At 59.8% G+C, this 19,301-nt stretch carries 16 protein-coding genes; 8 read left to right on the forward strand and 8 right to left on the reverse strand.

Annotated features, from left to right (window positions below; all coding sequences use genetic code 11):
• The first annotated feature begins 21 nt into the window (after positions 1 to 21).
• The gene (locus tag D7S89_RS19045; RefSeq protein ID WP_121279851.1) at positions 22 to 1,041 is read left to right on the forward strand and encodes a 3-keto-5-aminohexanoate cleavage protein; all 1,020 of its coding nucleotides are present in this window, start codon (positions 22 to 24) and stop codon (positions 1,039 to 1,041) included.
• A gap of 31 nt (positions 1,042 to 1,072) precedes the next feature.
• Here D7S89_RS19045 and D7S89_RS19050 read toward each other — a convergent pair whose 3' ends face one another.
• On the reverse strand, positions 1,073 to 1,936 hold the full coding sequence (locus D7S89_RS19050) for a DUF817 domain-containing protein (protein ID WP_121279853.1): 864 nt from the start codon (positions 1,934 to 1,936) through the stop codon (positions 1,073 to 1,075).
• Between the two features lie 155 nt (positions 1,937 to 2,091).
• Here D7S89_RS19050 and D7S89_RS19055 point away from each other — a divergent pair, with 155 nt between their 5' ends.
• Positions 2,092 to 2,640: a GNAT family N-acetyltransferase gene (locus D7S89_RS19055; RefSeq protein WP_121279934.1), complete on the forward strand. Its 549-nt coding sequence runs from the start codon at positions 2,092 to 2,094 to the stop codon at positions 2,638 to 2,640.
• 325 nt (positions 2,641 to 2,965) lie between these two features.
• Positions 2,966 to 3,796: a class I SAM-dependent methyltransferase gene (locus tag D7S89_RS19060; protein WP_121279855.1), complete on the forward strand. Its 831-nt coding sequence runs from the start codon at positions 2,966 to 2,968 to the stop codon at positions 3,794 to 3,796.
• A 59-nt stretch (positions 3,797 to 3,855) separates the two neighbouring features.
• Here D7S89_RS19060 and D7S89_RS19065 read toward each other — a convergent pair whose 3' ends face one another.
• Positions 3,856 to 4,293: a hypothetical protein gene (locus D7S89_RS19065; protein WP_121279857.1), complete on the reverse strand. Its 438-nt coding sequence runs from the start codon at positions 4,291 to 4,293 to the stop codon at positions 3,856 to 3,858.
• A gap of 224 nt (positions 4,294 to 4,517) precedes the next feature.
• Between D7S89_RS19065 and D7S89_RS19070 the strand changes: the two genes are divergently transcribed.
• The 5 genes from D7S89_RS19070 to D7S89_RS19090 all read left to right on the forward strand — a co-directional run bounded on the left by D7S89_RS19070 (position 4,518) and on the right by D7S89_RS19090 (position 9,173).
• Complete coding sequence (locus D7S89_RS19070; protein ID WP_121279859.1) at positions 4,518 to 5,378, forward strand: DnaJ C-terminal domain-containing protein; 861 nt, start codon at positions 4,518 to 4,520, stop codon at positions 5,376 to 5,378.
• A gap of 125 nt (positions 5,379 to 5,503) precedes the next feature.
• Entirely contained in the window at positions 5,504 to 7,258 is a 1,755-nt protein-coding gene (locus D7S89_RS19075; RefSeq protein ID WP_121279861.1) for an RICIN domain-containing protein, read from the forward strand.
• A gap of 282 nt (positions 7,259 to 7,540) precedes the next feature.
• Positions 7,541 to 7,867 (forward strand): hypothetical protein, encoded by a 327-nt coding sequence (locus tag D7S89_RS19080; protein ID WP_121279863.1) that lies wholly within the window; start codon positions 7,541 to 7,543, stop codon positions 7,865 to 7,867.
• Positions 7,868 to 8,030: 163 nt separating this feature from the next.
• The gene (locus tag D7S89_RS19085) at positions 8,031 to 8,828 is read left to right on the forward strand and encodes an alpha/beta hydrolase (protein WP_121279864.1); all 798 of its coding nucleotides are present in this window, start codon (positions 8,031 to 8,033) and stop codon (positions 8,826 to 8,828) included.
• A gap of 3 nt (positions 8,829 to 8,831) precedes the next feature.
• Positions 8,832 to 9,173, forward strand: a complete 342-nt coding sequence (locus D7S89_RS19090) for a hypothetical protein (protein ID WP_121279866.1) — start codon at positions 8,832 to 8,834, stop codon at positions 9,171 to 9,173.
• An 80-nt stretch (positions 9,174 to 9,253) separates the two neighbouring features.
• Here the strand turns inward: D7S89_RS19090 and D7S89_RS19095 are convergent, their stop codons facing one another.
• The 6 genes from D7S89_RS19095 to D7S89_RS19120 all read right to left on the reverse strand — a co-directional run.
• Complete coding sequence (locus tag D7S89_RS19095) at positions 9,254 to 10,909, reverse strand: S53 family peptidase (protein WP_183085270.1); 1,656 nt, start codon at positions 10,907 to 10,909, stop codon at positions 9,254 to 9,256.
• Between the two features lie 581 nt (positions 10,910 to 11,490).
• The gene (locus D7S89_RS19100; RefSeq protein WP_220702181.1) at positions 11,491 to 12,825 is read right to left on the reverse strand and encodes an SGNH/GDSL hydrolase family protein; all 1,335 of its coding nucleotides are present in this window, start codon (positions 12,823 to 12,825) and stop codon (positions 11,491 to 11,493) included.
• 258 nt (positions 12,826 to 13,083) lie between these two features.
• Entirely contained in the window at positions 13,084 to 13,425 is a 342-nt protein-coding gene (locus D7S89_RS27950) for a hypothetical protein (RefSeq protein ID WP_121279938.1), read from the reverse strand.
• On the reverse strand, positions 13,419 to 16,058 hold the full coding sequence (locus tag D7S89_RS19110) for a glycoside hydrolase family 15 protein (protein ID WP_121279870.1): 2,640 nt from the start codon (positions 16,056 to 16,058) through the stop codon (positions 13,419 to 13,421). The genes D7S89_RS27950 and D7S89_RS19110 overlap by 7 nt, the downstream gene beginning before the upstream one ends.
• Positions 16,059 to 16,324: 266 nt before the next feature.
• Entirely contained in the window at positions 16,325 to 16,987 is a 663-nt protein-coding gene (locus D7S89_RS19115; protein WP_121279872.1) for a cysteine hydrolase family protein, read from the reverse strand.
• Positions 16,988 to 17,268: 281 nt separating this feature from the next.
• The coding region (locus D7S89_RS19120) for a beta strand repeat-containing protein (RefSeq protein WP_281273156.1) at positions 17,269 to 19,301 on the reverse strand (2,033 nt) is incomplete at its 5' end.

The following is a 19,301-nucleotide window of genomic DNA, read 5'->3' on the forward strand; positions in this document are numbered from 1 at the left end:
GACCCTCTGGAGACCGAAGTCATGAGCAAGCAATTGCATCTTTACATCGCATCGATCGGATCGAAATGGCGCCGCGACGCGTCGGCCACCGTGCCGCTTGGTCTGCCGGCGCTGCCTTATAGCGTCGACGAGGCGCTCGACGACGTCGCTGCGTGCCATGATCTCGGCGCCCGCTTCTTTCACGTGCATTCGCGCGGCGCGAACGGTGAGCATATTGCCGACGCTGCTTGGTATCAGGCATTTGCCCGCGCGTTCCGCGGGCGTTTTCCCGATGCGAGGATCTGCTTCGCCACGAGTCGCTCCGGCGAGGTGAGCGACCAGATCAGGGCAAGGGAGAACGAGCTGCGCGAACGGCTCGGCGAGATGGACGCCAAGCTCGACGCCGAAGGCGTGCGGCTCGCCTGCCTCGCCTCGGACGACGCCGTCGAATTGCCCGATCTGTTGACGGCGTTCACTGCGACCGAAGTGCGCATCTATGCCGAAGCGGCGGAGATCGGGCACGTCGCCGAAGCGCGCAGCTCGCGCATCACGCGCGACTTCTATCACCGTCTCGTCGCTGTGGCCACGGCCAAGCGTGTGCTGCAGGAAATCGAGATCACGACACCGGAAAGCATCGACGTCGTCGAGCGACTGCAACAGGAAGCGTTTCTGCGTGGGCCCGTGAGCATCGTCCTGCTGCCAGGCTTCACGCGTTCGTTCCCGTTCGTGCCCGAGCAGCTCGCCGAGATTGCCCGGCGCGCGCGCCGCGTCATCGATCGCAACGAAGGCGGCGGCATGCTCACGCTCGGCCGCGTGCTGCTGCCTACCACGCCCGATGCGGACGAGGAGCGTGAGCGGTTCGTCCGCTTCGCGGTCGAACATCCGCATATCGATGCGATTCGCGTCGGCCTCGAGGATGCCCCTTATCTGGATGGCAAGCCGGCGAGCAATCGCGAGATCGTGCTTAGGACCATCGCGTCGATCGAGCGGTTCGGTGGCGCGGTGCGGCAAAGTACCGAAGCGCTGCCACACGCGTTCGGCGCTTCGGCGGTTGCCGCTTAGTGCTTTGGAAGGGCTGCCTTTGGGGCAGCCCTTAGAGCGCCTGCGGGCGATTGACCAGCGTCACCATCACGTAGCTCATGATCGTCAACATGAACCACGACCCTAGCTTTCCGATCGACACCATCGCCCAAGCTTGCATCTGAGCAGGGTATAGCCAGGCGTGACTGAAGGTGCCGACGTTTTCGGCGAGCCAAATGAACGTAGCGATGAGCACGAATGAGAGCAGCAATGGCATGCGGTGATACGTGCGATCAATGAGGAAGTGCACCGTGCAGCGACGGAAGGCAATGACGACGCACGCCATGATCAGGTATCGGAAATCGAACAGGTAGTGATGAAGAAAAAAGTTGGCGTAGATGGCCAACGACAGCAGTATCGTCACGGCCAACGGTGGGTGGTTGGAGAAGCGGAGTTCGAATCCCCGGCATGCCCGAGTGATATAGCTACCCACCGAGGCGTACATGAAGCCGCTGAACAGCGGCACCCCGCCAATGCGCAGATAGGCTGCTTCGGGATATATCCATGATCCGACGGCTGTCTTGAATAGCTCCATCCCCGTTCCGGCCACGTGGAAGAGCAGGATGACGGCAACTTCGTCCCACTCTTCGAGACGGAAGGCAATGAGCAGGATCTGGATCAATACGGCGGCAATGGTCAACGCGTCGTAACGCGGAAGCGCGGCGCCTGGCGGATACCAGAGGTGAGTGCCGATCAGGAGCGCAACCATGAGGCCGCCGAAAAGGCAGACCCAGGCTTGCTTGATGCCGAACGCGACAAAGATATGAAGCGCGCGGCCAAGAGGGCTTCGACTCTCATTGGCTGCGAGAAGCCTGCCTACGATGCGTTCGACCCATTCGCCTGGGCGACGCGTTTGTGTTTGTGTTTGTAATTCCATTTGATTTTCTTATCGTTGATCTGATCTCGAAGCGGATCGCCTGTTGCAAGCAACGGCGCGCCTATATTCACGTCAAGCTGGTAATGTTACGGGATTGATCCTTCGAGTATGCGCTGCACGTAATGCGCGTTCGTCATTTCGTGCAGGAAGCCCGAATGAGAATCGAATCACCTCCGTCTCTTGACTACCCTGGTATCGCACTTCGACAGCTCGAACGCACCGATCTGGATGCGTGGTATCAATACCTGTCGATCCCCGCAGTGTACGAACACACGAGTTGGGCACTGAGCGCTCCGGCAGATCTCGATCCGCTGTTCGATACCTATGAATCTGCGGCGCCCAATTCCGCTCGCCGCCTTGCGATGGTGGAGACCGTAACCCAGCGCCTCGTAGGCACGATCGGGTTCCACACGATTTCGGACGTCAATCGAAGAGCCGAGTTGGCCTATGACCTCTGCCCAGAGGCTTGGGGCAAGGGCCTTGCCACGGCTGCGGCGCTTGCCGTCGTCGATTGGGCACAAAGGGAGTATGGATTCATTCGGATTCAAGCTACCACGCTCACGAGCAATGTCCGATCCGCGCGCGTGCTGCAAAAGTGTGGCTTTCAGTTTGAAGGGCTCCTGCGCGCCTACCGGATGGTTCGCGGCACGCCGGGGGATTTCAATATGTATTCGCGGATTGCCCCCGGCTCAACTTCAGCATAAATCGGCGTGAGGCTTCGGCTGTACTTGTGGGCGTCCGCTGCCGCGATCTATCGTGCCTCAGCGGCGCGGCCCCTGGAAGCGCCCCATATTCGGGATGTGATAGACCGCACACGGAAACCATGAAAGCCCAACGCAAGATAATTACAGTGCGCGAACTCTAATTCGACGAGGCGCTTGCAACAATTCTCCATACCCATATAGCATTAAAACCCCTGAGATCACTAAGCCTTACAGGTCACTAACGTGACGCTTACTCGCCGAGCATCAAGCCATTCAACTTGATTTTGCGTCGCTATACACAAGCTGGCTTTCTCCAGGAATCTCAATGAGCACCTTCTCTCAGACCGAACTATATTTACAAGACTTTCATGAGCGCGTAGCAGGTGCGACGAGCGCTGCGTTTGCAGGGTTCCCTGCCAAAACGACGTCTCGTGAATACAGGTCGTCTTACGACGTCCTCGCATCTCTTGCACTGGAAACGCCACTAGCTAAAACGGTCCTCGACGTTGCCTGTGGCGACGGCCATCTGCTTCGGCTTCTCGCAGATAGCTCACGCCCGTTGCAACTCATAGGCGTGGACATGAGTCAGGGCGAACTCGATATCGCGAAAGCTACCTTGCCCGACCACGTCCTATTGTTGAAAGAACGCGCCCAGGAAATGTCGATCGCCACCGGTTCGGTCGACGTCGTTCTATCGCATATGGCTTTGATGCTGATGGACGAGATCGAGCAGGTCTTGCGGGAAATTCACCGCGTCCTGGCTCCCGGCGGGACACTCGCTACGATAGTCGGGCGTACGTTCTTGCTGGGCGAGGCCAACGAGGTCCTTCTAGAAATCTTCAGGCCCATTGCAAAGGAGAGCTTGCCTCCCCTTGCATTCGGCGATCACCGAACTGGAACGATCGAGGGTTGGACCGAACTACTCCAGGTCGATTTCGACGATCTGCACTTCGAAGACGTCGACGTGCCGTGGAATCCGACTCCCCAGGAATTGTGGAATTCGCTCGTCGAAACCTATGACGTCGACCGCCTGCCGGACGACGCGCGGCACCGGCTCAAGGATCAATTGATCCCGGCATTGTCCCGCCTTCAGGATACAGACGGGACCATTCGTACTGGTTGGGGGATACGCCTGGTCCAAGCTCGAGTACGTTGAGTTGCCGAATCTCACGTCCCTGCGAGGGCGGCGAATCTTCACCGCCCTCGCCAGCATCACTACCGCGCCTGAGTCCCCAGGAAACACCAAGGAACGAAGTCCGAACCAAAGCCTTCCGAATACCAGGAAAGCGCCCCGCCGATATAGTGGCCCGGCGAATCGATCAAATTGAACTGGATGCTGATCGACGTACCGCGCTTCTCACCGGTAAAAATCGTGGTGAGCGGCGGCCCCATCAAGCTGACGAACATGACGCCCGTGATCGGATACTCGGCACTGCCCGTCAGTTCGGGCACATTCAACGTGCCGACCACAGGAAACGTGCCCACCGTCGTGTCCGAAGGCGAAGCCTCGAGCAACGCCTGCGTCGGCGGGGTAGCTGATTCTGTCAGCGCGGCCGGCGCGCTTTCGCCCTCCGCAATGGCATACGAGATCGAACCGGATACCTCGTTGCCGTTCTGGTCGTAAAGCGTGAGTTGATAGACGATCGGAGCCATCGGTGATTTTCCTCCGGAACATCGACGTTCAAGGTGCCGCGAAGGCTGCACTACGGCTGACCAGCGTGAGGGTCGCGGCAGGATACCCAGCATGCCGCACTGCAATGTAGGAAGCAGAATCGGCCCAGTCAATTGTTATTTCGAGACACCGATTTTTGAGCTAGCCGTTTTCTCGCCCGCGTCTTGATAGACTTCGGTTTTCAGAAGGAAAGCAGGAAAAACGCGTGAGCCTCGACGAATACTACAGGCGGCTGGAGCTGCCGCGCACTGCGTCGGCGGCAGACGTCAAACGCGCGTACCGACGGCTGCGATCGAAGTACCACCCGGACCGCAACAAGGGGCGCGAAGCCACGGTCGAGCCCGTGTTCAAACGTATCCAGGAGGCGTTCGAGATTCTGATCGGCGAGCGCAAGCCGCCGGCGTCCCGCTCGGCGACGGCGTCGGCTGAGGACCGCGGCAAGGAAGCGCCATCACGCGAACGCCACAGCCCGCCGTCGATGCGCGGTGCGAATTGCCGAATCGAACTCTTCGTGCCGCTCGAAACCGCGATCCATGGCGGCGGGGTCGAAATAAGCTATCCGGTGAACGGGCCGTCTCGCCAATCCTATCTAAAGTCCGAGACGGTGGAGGTTCCCCCGGGTGCGTGGGACGGCCAGCGCCTCGTCGTCGAACACGGCGGCCATCCCGGGCCCAATGGCGGTCCACCGGGCGACGCGATTTTCTCGGTCGTGATCGTGTCCAGCGCTGCCTTTCGTCGCAACGGGCTGGATCTCGCTTGCGAAATTCAAGTCGATTTCGTGACGGCCACGCTCGGGGGCGGCGTCGAAGCGCAGATCCTGGGCCGCGCACGGCAGATAACGATTCCGCCGAACGCGCAACCGGGCAGCACGATCCGTCTGTCCGGGCAGGGGCTGACGGACCGCAACGGCTTGCGCGGCGACCTGATGCTACAACTCACGCTCATCATGCCGGCTGCGACTTCCCATCTGACCGACGACGAGCGGCAACAGTTGCGGGAGATGTTTGCGAACGCAGAACGTCGAGCAAGGGAAGCCATTCCGACACGCGCTCGCGACGACTCCTAAAGACCTTCCGTTCGTGCTGGCCGGCGGTGATTGATTGCAATTCAAAGCAGTCTCAGTTCATCCTGCCGATGATTCACACTGCAGGCGTAAATTTCTTACAAAAATTCCCTACCGAATGGTGAACCATGAAACGCCAGATTTTGAAATCATTCCTTGCCGGCAAAACGCATAAGCGCGCAGGTCCACGGTGGCGGTTGGCATCACTCATAGCGTCGGTCGCTTGCACGCTGATGGCGGGTTCCACTGCCGCCCACACGGACGACTCCTGGATGTTTTCGAGACCAAGGTTGATCGGGTTCAACTGGGCTGACCCGAACGACAACTTCCAAGCTGGACAACTCAATCTGTCCGGCACCTTACCCTCCTACACCTACCAGAGCTTTTACAACGCCGGAAGCTACGTCGGCAGCACCTTCAAAGCCTGGAATACCAACGTCAATACCGTAAGAATTCCGATTAATTACGCCACGGTAAGCAACAGCGCGTATTGGAGTCAATATCGAGGCGCGATAGACGGCCTCCTTGCCAGTGGCGTTTACGTGGTCATCTGCTACTGGCCGGATGGCAAAGACGGCTTGGGCGTGCCTTATGGAACCGTGAACGAGAGCAACTGGCTCAGCGCATGGGGCACCGTCCTGAGCCAGTACATCACCAACCCCCAGGTGTATTTCGAGCCCATCAACGAGCCTTGGGGATACAGTACCTGGGGGCAGATCGACACCGCGGGAATGCACGACACCGGAAATTTGGATCCGCTGAAGCAGCTCTATCACGACTGGGAAGGGGCGGCAGTCCAGTCGTATCGAAGCACGACTGCGGGCGCCGGTGCCGCATCGCTTCCCGGTGCGATCAAGCACAGAGTGATCCTGGGCGGCGGGATGGTCGAAGAAGATGTCAAAGACCTTGCCAACGACAGTTCATTTGACGACTACTTGCTGGGGTTTCACATGTACGCCTTCGTGTGGCAAACCCAGCATGGTGACCTGGGCCATACCGGCATCAACCCGAATGAACTAAGGCGGCACACCGACTGGCCGGCCTATCTTGCGGGATTGATCAATCGCTACTGGCCTCGCGTAGTCATCACGGAGTTCGGCGCCGAAACCAACCTGACTGGCTACGATGCGACGAATGCCGGCTATGACTCCAGCGGCATGAAAATCCCGTCCATCCAAGGCATGGCCAATTATTCGTACACCTATCGAACGGGCATGATTTGGTGGCCGGGCTTCAAGGGCTCATATACGCAAGGATCATCCACACCCCAGTCCATCTCGATGGATCAATACGATTTCTTCAAGAGCAATGCCGAGGCCTATGCTGGCCAATACTCACAGACGCCTTACCTGCTCTTGTCGTCGACACCCAGTAACGCCGGCCTCGCGACGCTCCTGAGTGCCGCGAGCCTCGACAGCAGCGCCATCACCAGTTTTATCCAGCAGGACTATCTGTCTACGTGCCCAGCCGTGACCGTGACGTCTTATAACGGCAACGGTGGAGCCCTGTTCAATCGTAGCTCGTGGGCATCGGCCGGCCCGGCCGGCGATCAATTTTCGATCTGCAACGACCAGAACTCAGACGGCTTTTACAACATCACAAACCTGACCTCCCAAGCCGGGAGCGTCGTCGATGTCAACGGAAATTCGACCATAGCAGGCGCGGGATTGGACTTTTATTCCGTCAACGGCCAGCAAAATCAAAAGTGGCTACCTATCGTTGCCGCCCTAGGTAGCCACCCAATTTATTTCACTAGCGAGCACAACTATCAGCTCATGGAGGTACGCGGTGATCCCGGCGCGGCGAGTACGCAAAGTTCGCCTCACGACCTGGATCAATGGCCGCTCAACGGCGGCCTCAATCAGCAGTGGGCAGTGCACTAGTCGCTACGAACCCGACGACGACAGGGCGGCGAAGATTCGCCGCCTTGTCGGAGCCAATGTGCCGACGATTGCACCTGCACGCAAGCCTTGGGGACACATCGGAACAGGCGGGCGTTTATGGCCTACACTAAAAGAGCGTCTTCCGCGCGCTCGGGTGCCGCTCTGACGCGATGCAACGTTTGCTGGCAACCGATTGAAGCGGGCGAATGGCGATGGCTCGGGCAACACGCTGCCATATGCTGCCTGAATTGATCTGGAACTGATGTTCAAGAAGAGGGCATCATGTTGCAAGCCAGTGAAATCCAAAAGCGCTTTACTCATCTACAGGAAACCGTCAGCGAAGCATCACGGAGCTGCCACGCCGACATGACCCTTCCAAGGGACTTGATGGTCTGGATGAATGAGATCGATAAGGAGTTCAAGTCGGCAAAGAAGGCCATATCGTCCATGGATGAGGATCGAATCCGGCGGTGCGTCGAAGATCTCGAACGAATCGGCGATCGTGCGGAACGCGCGTGCGAAAAGACCGCCGGTCTCGATACCCGGATCAAGGATGCGATCAGTTCGATGCATTCGGAACTATCCGACCTGAAGCAACAACTGCACTAACCTGCCTGACAGCCCCGGTCCCATCCCCCGGGGCTATTTCCACTTCGACACCAAGACGCACAGCAACGCTTCGGCTCGACGCACGGCCGTTTGCTTCCGTGTGACCGCCGTGTCCGATTGCGAAACCCGCTATAACGCAGAATGACGCATCGGGAGCGAGGCGATGAAGTTCACCGGAGTGGTCCTGTCTTTCGCCGTTGTGTGTCTGACCGTGTTCGCGGGAGTCGCCATCTTGCAAGATCGCTTTATCTACTTTCCTGAGAAGGCAGCCATCGACGACGTCGTCTCCGGCGAATTTCGCGCGTGGCCGACACCGGAGGCGTTCCGGGGTCTCGTGGCAGAGCCTGCCGGCAAAGCGCGCGGCACGGCCATCGTCTTTCACGGCAACGCAGGGCACGCCGGGCACCGTTCGTTCTACGCCGCGATGCTCACGCGGTTGGGGCTACGCGTGATCCTCGCCGAATATCCGGGCTACGGGCCACGCGAGGGCGCGCTGGGCGAAGAGAGTCTGGTGGCCGATGCTGAGCAGACGATCGCGCTTGCGCATCGCCTCTACGGCGCGCCGCTGCTGCTCATCGGCGAATCGCTCGGGGCCGGCGTGGCGGCCTCGGCCGGCTCGCACGAACGCGACAAGACGGCCGGCTTGCTGCTCATCACGCCATGGGATCGGCTCGAGCACGTCGCGGCTTACCACTACTCGTGGCTGCCCGTTACGTGGCTGCTACGCGACCGATACGACAGCGTGAGCCATCTCGCGTCGTTCGAGCGCCCGGTTCTTGTCGTGGTGGCGGAAGGCGACAGCATCGTCCCTGCGCGCTTCGGCGAAGCGCTCTACCACGCACTAACGGGCCCGAAGCAATTGATGATCGTGAAGGCGGCCGACCATAACGACTGGATTGGCCACGTCGACGATACTTGGTGGCGGGAAGCGGTCGACTTTCTGCTCGTGCCTTCACGTTGAACCATGAAATCGCGCTCCGTCCCGCCCAGGCGGGAACGCTTGTACGTCCTCGATGAAAAGAACAGGCCTGTCGAGGTGTTCGACCGCGGAGAGTGGTCGCGCTGGATGTCGGAGAATGAATTGATGTTCCGCCGCACATTGCTGGAGGAATCCGGCGTGACGGTCACGACTCGCTTCCGAGGTGTGTCAGAAGCGAGTACGGAGGAGGCCCTGCTGTTCGTGACGCGCGTTGCCGGATTGCAAGCGCGAGACAACCAGAGCTACGCAGCGCGTACGCTCGTTGAGGCGATGGAACTGCATGAACGCATCGTGCAGAAAATCCTTCGGAGGCTCATCGAGCGATGAGCGTGCTTCGACGGAGGGGGCTGCCTATGAGTTCAACGCCCCGGGGGACATTCCGGGGCGTTGAAGACGTCATAGTACGACTACGGTGCCAACGTCGTGATCAGGGCGGCCCGCGGGCTTCCCCAGCCGGTCACAAGGTCATAGCCCGTCGCAGCGGAGTAGCTGCCTGAGGTACCTTTTGTGACATCGTGGAAGGTCGTCTTGTACGTCGAGCTCAGCTGCCCATTGACCTCGTTCGCGGCGTAGATCACCGGATTGATGAAACCAACCGGCGCCCGACCGTTCGCGGCCGCCTGCTGATTGACCAACGCAATATAGCCAGCCCACATCGGTGCGGCAAAGCTGGTTCCACCGTACTCATTGGCCGTACAGTCGGTTTGGTCACCACACACATAGAACGTAAAGTCGGCATTGGCTGAGACATCCGGCCCATTGCGAAGCGTCGTCGACCCCTTGTTGGACGAGTTGATGACGCCGCGAATCGCCTGCCATGACGGAATGGCGATCCCGTCGGGCGATTTGCCGCCTCCGCTGTCTGCCCATGCGGTCTCGGAAGCCCAGGCGCCCGCCGCCGAACCGGTCGTCAAATCCGTCCCGCCGACCGACACGACATAAGCATCATCAGCCGGCCAGGCTTCGTTCTGGCTCGACCACGTCGAACTGTCTCCGGAAGCCGCAAAGAACGTTTGGCCCTGGGCAGCCATTTGCTCGAAGTACTGATCCAGCGTCGACGGATCCGCGGGCGTCCACCCCCAAGAACAACCGATCGTCCTAGGCAGCGGATTATCGGTGGTCATGGCGCTGATGATGGCCGTATCGGTTCCCCCGACATACATCGTCAGACCGGCAAGTCCTGGCGCCATGCCAATCGCTTGCGTCATGTCGAGCGTTTGCTCCCCATCGTCGCATCCATTTGCCTCGGTGCAGTCAGTGCTGGTTCCATCTGTCGAGGTGAGCGTGATCGGGACGTGATTGGTTTGATGCACATTGTTGAAGTAGGTCGTCAGATCGTCCAGATCGGTTCCATAATATTCCAACAAGCCCAGATGCTGACCTGCACCCGTCAGCTGCGTACCGCCGTAGTACGCCGCGCGCATGTCGCTGCCCAGGAACGATGCCGAAGGGCCGGAACCCGTCGTCGCACGCGGACCAACGGCATCCGGACTGACTCCGAGCCTCCGGGCAACCTCGCTCCTCTTGACGAATAGCGGATGGGGAATCGAATAGTTATCCAGGCCTGAAATGTGCCAGAGGGGTATGGCCAGCGAGGTTGAAGGTTCCCGGTCGGGGCCGAAAAAGAGACGGTTTTCCGTGGGATGCCGATAAGTGCGCATCTTGACGTTGAAAGCCGTTTCAACCGCGGAGACCGATCCCTCTACCTGGATATCCCTGCGATCGAGATTTCCGCCTTTGATTTTCAATCCCGATTTGACGAGATACTGAACGGTAGTGTCATAGTCCGTCTGACTTGGACCGAATTTCGCCGTGAACTCCGCCGGAGTCAGGTAATGACGGAAATTGGGACTCGCGGGGTTGGTCACCTCTGCCACGAATGCGTCCAAGGCCGACTTATCGCGTACCGGCAGAACGACATCGAGGCTCATCAGTTGGTTCGCAGGAAGGCGTCCAACTTCCGTCGCCGCCGCTACATTCCGAACGTGATGCGTGAGGAACTCCGCTGCTTGCGTTGTCGCGGTACCACCGAATGCCAACATGACGGCCACAGCGAGCGACATCGCGCTTCCAGCCCTGTTGGATGCTTCTTGGGGAAAACACCTTTCGGCACAATCTAATCGGCTCATCATTAGTCACCCCATGAGTTGAGAGAGAAGATTTAATCCCCCGCGATTGTAAAATCGCAGTTCAAACGAACCACAACAAATCATTCAAATCTTCATATTTACATCCGAAGCAAAGACACAAAGCAACACAAAGCCCCGTAACCGATATCGTTTTCACACCACGACTCAACGCCAGATGCAACATTTATTCAAACCCAGCACACCCAGCGAATTCAAAATTAATAGAACATATTTATAGTGTCCACTATAAGAATTGCTAGGATTTTTTTCATTTAAGCCATACTTGTCTATTCATCGAAAAGTGAAAGCGTCGCCAGCTCGGTCAACTTGTCAGTCTTTAAACGAAGTTCGTCGATAACGTATGGCGTCCTGATCAAAATGAATGGACTGACGGATCGGGCCAAAGCATGGGACGGAACAACCGCACACGAACGAGGCACGAACGCGAGGGAAGCAGCGCGCATATCGCCATGCGCGCCGCTTCCCTCCACTGCCTTCCACTACCGTCGTACAGCTTATTTCTTGGCGGGCATCGGGGCGTTGAAGCTATAGCCCGACTGGTTGATGAAGGTGTAGATGGCGTTGGCCAGCATCTGGTGCGTATGCGTCGTCGGATGCAGCACGTCCCAGAACACGAACGTGTTCGGATTCGTACAGTTGCTGCGCACCGTTTGCGAAGACAGCCAAGCCGTGCTCGAATCGGTGTTGATGTCCAGGCACGACTGCGTCGTGTTCGTAACCTGATACGACGACGGATGAGTGAGCAGATCGTTGAACAGCGAATAAGTATCGAAGACCTGAAGGTTCAGCGAGCTGCCGTATTGCGTGCGCAACTGCGAGGCCAACGCGGCGAGCTGGCTGTTGAACTGCGTCACCTCGGCCGAGACGGTTGCGCCGTCGGTCCGATACTGGAAGCTAGGCGACTTCGACATGTCGGGCAGGTTCAAGAGCAGAACATTGCGCGCGCCGGCATTGACGAGGTCCGTCAGCGCCGTCGTCAAGTTGCCGATCGAGCTGGCGACGCTCGTGCCGTTGTCGAGGTCGTTTGCCCCCGCCAGCACCGTAAATAGCGTATTGGCGACGTTGTAGTTGGGCGCCTGCTGCATGTAGCCCTGCCACGACGCCACCTGCTGGATCACGCCGGGAATGACGAGGTCGCGCGAGCTGGCACCGGCGCCGCCGACCGCAAAGTCGTACAGCGGCAGTTGCAGCTGCTGGGCCAGATACTCGACCCAGACCTGGTCGTTGCTGAAGTGGCCGGAGAACCAGCTGCTGCTGTTAGGCAGCAGCCATTCCGACAAGTTGTAGGCGTTCTGGTTATCCGAGAGGCTGTCGCCGAACGCAATGATCTTGTTGATGCCGGAGCCTTGACTGGCGCTGTCGTTGGTCCAGACGGTGTCGTTGTACGACATATCGTTGTCGGCCGCGAACTCGAGCGCTACAGGTTGCTGGATGCCCTGCTGCGTCAGCGTGTCCTGACAGATCGACTGCAGCGTGCCTTGCGCGACATCGGTAAAGAACATGTTTTGCCATGCGCCTTCGCTGCCCGTCTCCCAGAAGCCGTTGAGCTGATAGTATCCGCCGCTCGACGGATCGGTCGCCCAGACGTAGGTCGCCGTCGGTTGCGTCAGCGAGCCGGTGCGGTAGTAGCAGCGCAGGTACGTATAGGTCTGTGTGCCCGAACTCGCCATCGGGCGCGCGATGTTGGCCTGCTGCAACTGCTGGCGCGTCAGTGGGCCTGACGACGACAGCACATGAGCCGCGCGCATGGCCGGTGGCGCGGAAATCGACTCGGCATGGGCGAAGGAAACGAATAACGGCACCGCCAAACCTACAAACAGCTTCTTCATTTATTACCTCCGTCTTGTAGTTACGTCTGTTTAGAACTCCTTCTCGATTACCATTTGCCAACTCTTGGTTATCACGTCCCTCGACGCGAAACCGCATCGATCTTAGAAGTTTCGTCTCCCACTCTCCACCTCCCAAAATCGACAGGTCTCCGTGATTGCGATGCATCGCAAACTGATCCGGCGATTTTGTGGGCCTCATCATGTGACGGAGTGATGAAGCCCACGCCGGTCACGTCGCGGTGGGCGCAGCCGGCCGCCTCACTCCGAACTTGATGGTGGCGGTCGCAGCGGCTGCGCCCCCGGAATATCGGGCGCGCCACGCTGAGCCTCGGTCGAAGGTGGCGCGACAGCGGGATTCGGACTCCAGGTCGTCCCGCCCGCTTTGACCTTCACCGGCGGCAGAGCCTTGCCGAGCGGCCGGCTCGGCAGCGGAGGTGGAGGTAGCGACAAAGGCGGCGCATGATCGACGAGAACCGCCGGCCGCACGGTCGCCGCCACCGGCTCCCGATCCTCCCGTCCCGCGAGGCGCCACCGTGCCACAGCCACCACCAACACCCCGGCCACGCCGACGACCCACCAATGCGTGCGTGCCCTCACCAGCTCACCTGATCGTTCAGCGTCAGACTGCCGCCAGTCGGCGTCTGCATCTGACGGTTGCTGGAGAGGTTCTCCCAGCTCACGCTGCCGTCCGCGTTCTTGCGGTAGTACTTGTACTGAATCGCCTGGCCAGCCGGCAGGTTGACGGTATTGCTCCACACGGGGTAATTGGCCGAGTCGACCGGAATGCCGAGATCGGTGTTCCAGTTACCGAGCGCACCCACGTTGCCCGTCACATAGACCTGCTGGCCGAGCTGCGTGCTCGCGTTGACGTTGACCGCCACCGCGACCTGTCCGCTCTGCAACGGCGCGACGCAATTGTTGTAGCGTGCGCAGACGACCGACGGAATATCGACGATGCGCCCGGCCTGCATCGAGGCCAGCAGGCTGATGTATTCGCCCATCGCCCAGTTCAACGGCGCCATCGACTTGGTCGGTTGGCCCGGCGTGTAACCGGCCGGTGTGGAGACCACCCAGTTGTCCGGCAGGGTCGTCGAATTCGGCCACACTTGCTCCGGCACAAAGCCTTCCGGCGTCGTCAGCTGCTGGAGCGTGGAGAAGTAGCCGCTGCCCGCGCTGCCGCTGCCCTGACGAGCGATCTCGAACATGCCGCGCTCGGCGGTGAAGATCGGCCACAAGCGGCCGGCTCCGGTGCCGTTGAAGTCGCTGCCGTCGTTATGCTCGCCATAGCCGTCGAAGTTGTAGCGGAACCAGGTGTTGGGACTGAGCGCCGGCGCATTCGGCAGGCTCAGCGACTGGCCCAGCACACTGTCGTACACCGCGATCGTATTGACGATCGTTGGATCGGTCGCGCGCTTCACGCCCATGCGAACGAGCTCGAAGAAACCACCATCGACCACACGTCGCGCATCGTGGCTGCCACCACCGTTCTTGATGGTCAGCGTTTGCGCGGTATCCGGGCCGGCGGTCGGCGCGAAGCTGGCGCGATCGGTGCCCGTGCCCGACCGGCTCGCCGGATTGATCCGCATGTAGTAGCCGCCGTTGCCGAACGAACCGGTGGACGTGTACGTCCAGGCTGCCACGTTCTCCTGCCAGTAGTCGGCCGCGGACAGGTAGCGCGCAGCGCTCGTCGTGTCGCCGTTCTGGTTCGCGATGTCTGCCGCCGTCACAAGGCCAGCGATCTCGGCAGCAATGGTGGATGGCGAATAACCGGCGTTCTCTTCCCAACGCTCCTGGTACGTCCAGGGGCCGGTATTGACGATGTAGTCGGCGGTGAGCTTGATCTTCGGCCACAGCGGATTGAAGACGGTCGGGCCGAGACGCCAGGCGAGGATGATCGGCATGGCCTGCTCGTCCATCTGCGTGCCTTGCCAGTACGGCCAGCCGCTCACCCACGCATTCTGGGGAAAGCGCCCGACGCGACTGTAGCCCTGCGCGCAACCGGAAGCGTTGTATTCGGCAGTGCCGCAGTTGGTTGTCTGCTGCAGCGTGTTGAACAGATAGTTGACGACGCTCGAAGCCGTCGACGTATCGCCTGCCGTCGTCAGCGCGTTGGCGAACTTGAAGAGGTCGCGCGGCCAGACCAGATGGTAGCCACCCGCATTGGCGTCGCCCTGCGTTTCGCCCCAGGGCGTGCCGATGCCGGCGATCATCGCGCCATTGCTCTTGTCCTGCATCGTTTTGAGCGTCATCGCCGCCAGGTAGTAGCCAGCATCGGCCGCACCGTTCTGCGTCGACAAGCCCCCCGCATAGTTGTGCCACGCCGTGTCGTACTGTTGCTGCTCGCCCGTCAAGTTGCTGCCGAGCACCGTGCTCGCATCGCTGAGCGCCTGGTCCTGAGTGCCGCCGAAGCCGAGCACCACATCGAACGACACGCTGGTCGCGGTCGGGTCGCCAAGGTCGACCCAGCCCATCTGCGCCACATCGCCGTTGGTGGCAGACGTGAAGGTCCAGTCCATTGTCTTGTCGACGCTGCCGCCGAGCAGATCGGTCCAGCCATCGCTCTGCCCGACGAAGCCGTTCGACGTCATGCTGACGCCGTTGACCACCTTCCACGGAGCGTTGGTCATCAGCGCGGAATAGCGGCTGTTGTGACTGGCGACCAGCGCGGTGCCGCCGCTGTAGGACACCGTTTGCGCGGTGTTGTTGCTACCTGCGTTGTCGAGGTAGGGCTTGGACAACATGTACAGATTGAAGTCCCCTACCGTGTGGCCATTGAGCGCCGTGAAGGTCACGCGCTGGACAATGGCGTTGTAGTTCGGGTCGGCGAAGATGACTTTGCGAATCTGCCAGTTGTGGCTGCTGTTGCTGGTCGTCACCTGCCAGCTCATCGTTTGCGTGTCGGTCTGCGCGGCCGAATAGGCCTGGAGCTTTTCTTCGTCGATGAAAGTCTTGTTTGCATCGCCGACCAGGAACTGCAAATCGACCGATTCAGGTGTATCGAGAACCGGGTAGTAGACCTCGGACAGGATGCCTCGATAGCCGGTGAAGTAAACACGCGATGCGCCGTTGACTGCGGTACCGAGGAACGACTTTGCCGACGGGCCTCGCACCGGTGTCGCACCCGGTGAACCAAACGCTTCGACTGCTATCGCCGGTTGAGCGGCTACGCCCGCCAGCGCGGCCAATGCGCCAGCCAATACCGCCCGCTCCACTCCCAAGCGCCATGTCGCCATCTTCGTCTCCGTTTTAAGTTGGTATTGAGATGATCGTGTAGCAAAACAACATGCGCTATATCGCATGACATTACTTTGTAGTCAATGAACACTGAGCGACTACAAAATTTACGTAGCGATACTACATTTTCTTGAAGTGGGATTGCCTGGATCAAGAGGCAGGCGGAGTGGGGCCAGGACGGCCCCACGTATGGAGTTCAAACGAGAGGGAGAGAACACGGGAAGTACGACGGCCAAATGCCCAGGACCCGTTGCAGGCGTGAACCTCAAGGCTGCGTCGCAGCCCCGTTGCGCCGTTCGAGCGTGGCTACGATCTCCTCGGTGCGCGTGAGGATCGCGTCGCCCGTGAAGCGCATGCTTGCCACCGACCTCGCCGCGGCCTCGGCATCGCCGCAGCCGCAGGCGTCGGTGACCACGATCGGGATGTAGCCAAGGTCCGCACCATGCCGGACCGTCGGTTCGATGCCGATCTCCATCGCAACACCGACGATGATGAAGCTATTGATGCCGCAGTCGCGCAACGCGATGTCGAGCGGTGTGCCCTCGAACGCGGACATGGTGATCTTGTCGAGAATCGCCTCACTGGGCAGCGGTGTTAGTTCGGAGACCAGAGCGAAGCCCGGCGAATCGCGCAGGAACCACGGACGAACCTCCTCGACCGTGTCGACCCGCTGCCATGCCATCGCCATTCGGAGCTGGAACACACCCATGAGCTCGCGAGGCAACGACATATGGCGCATGAAAAAAATGCGCATATCCGCGGCTCGGGCCGCCTGTACGATCGTTTGCACACGGTCGACGATTGCAGCGCCATCCTTGAGCTGCCGGATGATGCCGACCTGCATGTCATACACGATGAGTGCCGTGCGCGCAGGCGTGCAGGCCTCGTTGAGATGTTGCGGAATATCCAGCCCAAAGGCGCTTTGCATTTGAAGCCTCCTGGATCGGCGTGCGGTTTGCACGCCTCTCATGATGGCACGCCAAACTGCCTGCGCAACGCGAGATTCATGTCGAGCGGAAGTGGCTCGTCGTGCAAAGCGGAGTCTATGGCGAACGTATCGCAAATACGATCATGGGTGACACAGACGCAGCCGACATCGAGCGATTGCTGCGAGCGTTCGATGAGCTGACGCGGTGATCGCCGCGTGCGGAGAATCGCCGGTCTCCGCGCGAACTAGTGGAAACCGGCGATCTCATGCAGTCCCGAACGCTAGTGGTGCCAGTTCGAGTTGACTGCAAGCAGGACGTTGGGATCAGTAATCGTCGATGTAGACGCTGAGGTCGGGTCAAAGCCGGCGTGGCCGGCGGAGAAGCTCGCCATAGCCTGCACTAACTGACTCACTGCGTCTGCAGACAACAGCGATTTTCCTTTTGCCCCGTTGTCCACCTCGATAGTCTGCAATTGATTCGCGGAAGACGACGCCCAGTTGTCGATCGTGATCTGATCGGTCGTGCCCATGATGTCGACCACGAGATTGTTGCCCGACATGTTGAACCAAAGCCGGCTCGGATCGACACCGTTGACCAACAAGGTGTCTTGGTTCGAACCGGCGGTCTTCGCGGCTTCGTTGATGGTGACCGCGCCGCAGCCGACACTCGTCTCGAACCGGTCTATGCCGGCTCCGGCGTACAACGTGTTGTTCTTGCCTGCCGTGATCGTGTCGTTGTGGTCGGCCCCGAAGATCGTGTCACCCGTGGCACCCACGATACGGTTGTCCACGCCAGCCAAGGCATGCAGCGTATTGCCTCCCGCGCTCGTGTCCGTGAACACGAGATTGCTCATGATGGTCGTGTAACTCCACGTCGTGCCATCGGCGAACGTGATCGCCGGTTGCTTGGACGCGTTCACGAAATAACCAACAATCGTGAGTGCGTCGCCGTTTCCGAAGTTCAGGATCAGGTCGTTCGTCAGACTGCGCGAGATCTGCGTGGCCGACGCCGAGATTCCCGTGCCGAGCTTCACCACGTCCTGGTTCTGGCTCGTGCTCTTGTACGTGTAGTTCTCGTTCAGGATCACCTGCCCGCTGCCCACATTGACGATGACCGTATCGGCACCTTGGCCCGCGTAGACGGTGTTGTTCTGTCCCACCGTGATCGTATCGGTGCCGCTGCCCGCAAACACGGTGTTGTTCTTGCCCGCCGTGATCGTGTCGTTATGGTCAGCCCCGAAGATCGTGTCACCCGTGGCACTCACGATCCGATTGTCTACGCCAGTCAACGCATGCAGCGTATTGCCTCCCGCGCTCGTATCCGTGAACACGAGGTTGCTCGTGATGCTGGTGTAGCTCCACGTCGTACCGTCAGCGAACATGATCGTCGGCTGCTTGGACGCGTTCACGAAATAACCAACAATCGTGAGTGAGTCGCCATTGCCGAAGTTCAGAAGCAAGTCGTTCGTCAGACTGCGCGAGATCTGCGTGGCCGACGCCGAGATTCCCGTGCCGAGCTTCACCACGTCCTGGTTCTGGCTCGTACTCTTGTACGTGTAGTTCTCGTTCAGGATCACCTGCCCGCTGCCCACATTGACGATGACCGTATCGGCGCCCTGGCCCGCGTAGACGGTGTTGTTCTGCCCCACCGTGATCGTGTCGGTACCGCTGCCCGCAAACACGGTGCTGTTCTTGCCCGCCGTGATCGTGTCGTTGTGGTCAGCCCCGTAGAGCGTGTCACCCGTGGCACCCACGATCCGATTGTCTACGCCAGTCAACGCATGCAGCGTATTGCTGCCCGCGCTCGTATCCGTGAACACGAGGTTGCTCGTGATGCTGGTGTAGCTCCACGTCGTACCGTCAGCGAACATGATCGTCGGCTGCTTGGACGCGTTCACGAAGTAGCCAACAATCGTGAGTGCGTCGCCATTGCCGAAGTTCAGGATCAGGTCGTTCGTCAGACTGCGCGAGATCTGCGTGGCCGACGCCGAGATTCCCGTGCCGAGCTTCACCACGTCCTGGTTCTGGCTCGTGCTCTTGTACGTGTAGTTCTCGTTCAGGATCACCTGCCCGCTGCCGGCGTTGACGATCACCGTATCGGCACCTTGGCCCGCGTAGACGGTGTTGTTCTGCCCCACCGTAATCGTGTCGGTACCGCTGCCCGCAAACACGGTGCTGTTCTTGCCCGCCGTGATCGTGTCGTTATGGTCAGCCCCATAGATCGTGTCACCCGTGGCGCCCACGATCCGGTTGTCTACGCCAGTCAAGGCACGCAGCGTATTGCCGCCGGCGCTCGTATCCGTGAACACGAGAT

The sequence above is a fragment of the Trinickia fusca genome (genome assembly GCF_003628145.1).
Lineage (GTDB): Bacteria > Pseudomonadota > Gammaproteobacteria > Burkholderiales > Burkholderiaceae > Trinickia > Trinickia fusca.

What these genes read in the sequence shown, in the direction of transcription:
- D7S89_RS19045 (WP_121279851.1), top strand. Translation starts at nt 22, where the DNA reads ATGAGCAAGCAATTGCATCTTTACATCGCATCGATCGGATCGAAATGG.
- D7S89_RS19050 (WP_121279853.1), bottom strand. Translation starts at nt 1,936, where the DNA reads ATGGAATTACAAACACAAACACAAACGCGTCGCCCAGGCGAATGGGTC.
- D7S89_RS19055 (WP_121279934.1), top strand. Translation starts at nt 2,092, where the DNA reads ATGAGAATCGAATCACCTCCGTCTCTTGACTACCCTGGTATCGCACTT.
- D7S89_RS19060 (WP_121279855.1), top strand. Translation starts at nt 2,966, where the DNA reads ATGAGCACCTTCTCTCAGACCGAACTATATTTACAAGACTTTCATGAG.
- D7S89_RS19065 (WP_121279857.1), bottom strand. Translation starts at nt 4,293, where the DNA reads ATGGCTCCGATCGTCTATCAACTCACGCTTTACGACCAGAACGGCAAC.
- D7S89_RS19075 (WP_121279861.1), top strand. Translation starts at nt 5,504, where the DNA reads ATGAAACGCCAGATTTTGAAATCATTCCTTGCCGGCAAAACGCATAAG.
- D7S89_RS19080 (WP_121279863.1), top strand. Translation starts at nt 7,541, where the DNA reads ATGTTGCAAGCCAGTGAAATCCAAAAGCGCTTTACTCATCTACAGGAA.
- D7S89_RS19085 (WP_121279864.1), top strand. Translation starts at nt 8,031, where the DNA reads ATGAAGTTCACCGGAGTGGTCCTGTCTTTCGCCGTTGTGTGTCTGACC.
- D7S89_RS19090 (WP_121279866.1), top strand. Translation starts at nt 8,832, where the DNA reads ATGAAATCGCGCTCCGTCCCGCCCAGGCGGGAACGCTTGTACGTCCTC.
- D7S89_RS19095 (WP_183085270.1), bottom strand. Translation starts at nt 10,909, where the DNA reads ATGTCGCTCGCTGTGGCCGTCATGTTGGCATTCGGTGGTACCGCGACA.
- D7S89_RS19100 (WP_220702181.1), bottom strand. Translation starts at nt 12,825, where the DNA reads ATGAAGAAGCTGTTTGTAGGTTTGGCGGTGCCGTTATTCGTTTCCTTC.
- D7S89_RS19110 (WP_121279870.1), bottom strand. Translation starts at nt 16,058, where the DNA reads ATGGCGACATGGCGCTTGGGAGTGGAGCGGGCGGTATTGGCTGGCGCA.
- D7S89_RS19115 (WP_121279872.1), bottom strand. Translation starts at nt 16,987, where the DNA reads ATGCAAAGCGCCTTTGGGCTGGATATTCCGCAACATCTCAACGAGGCC.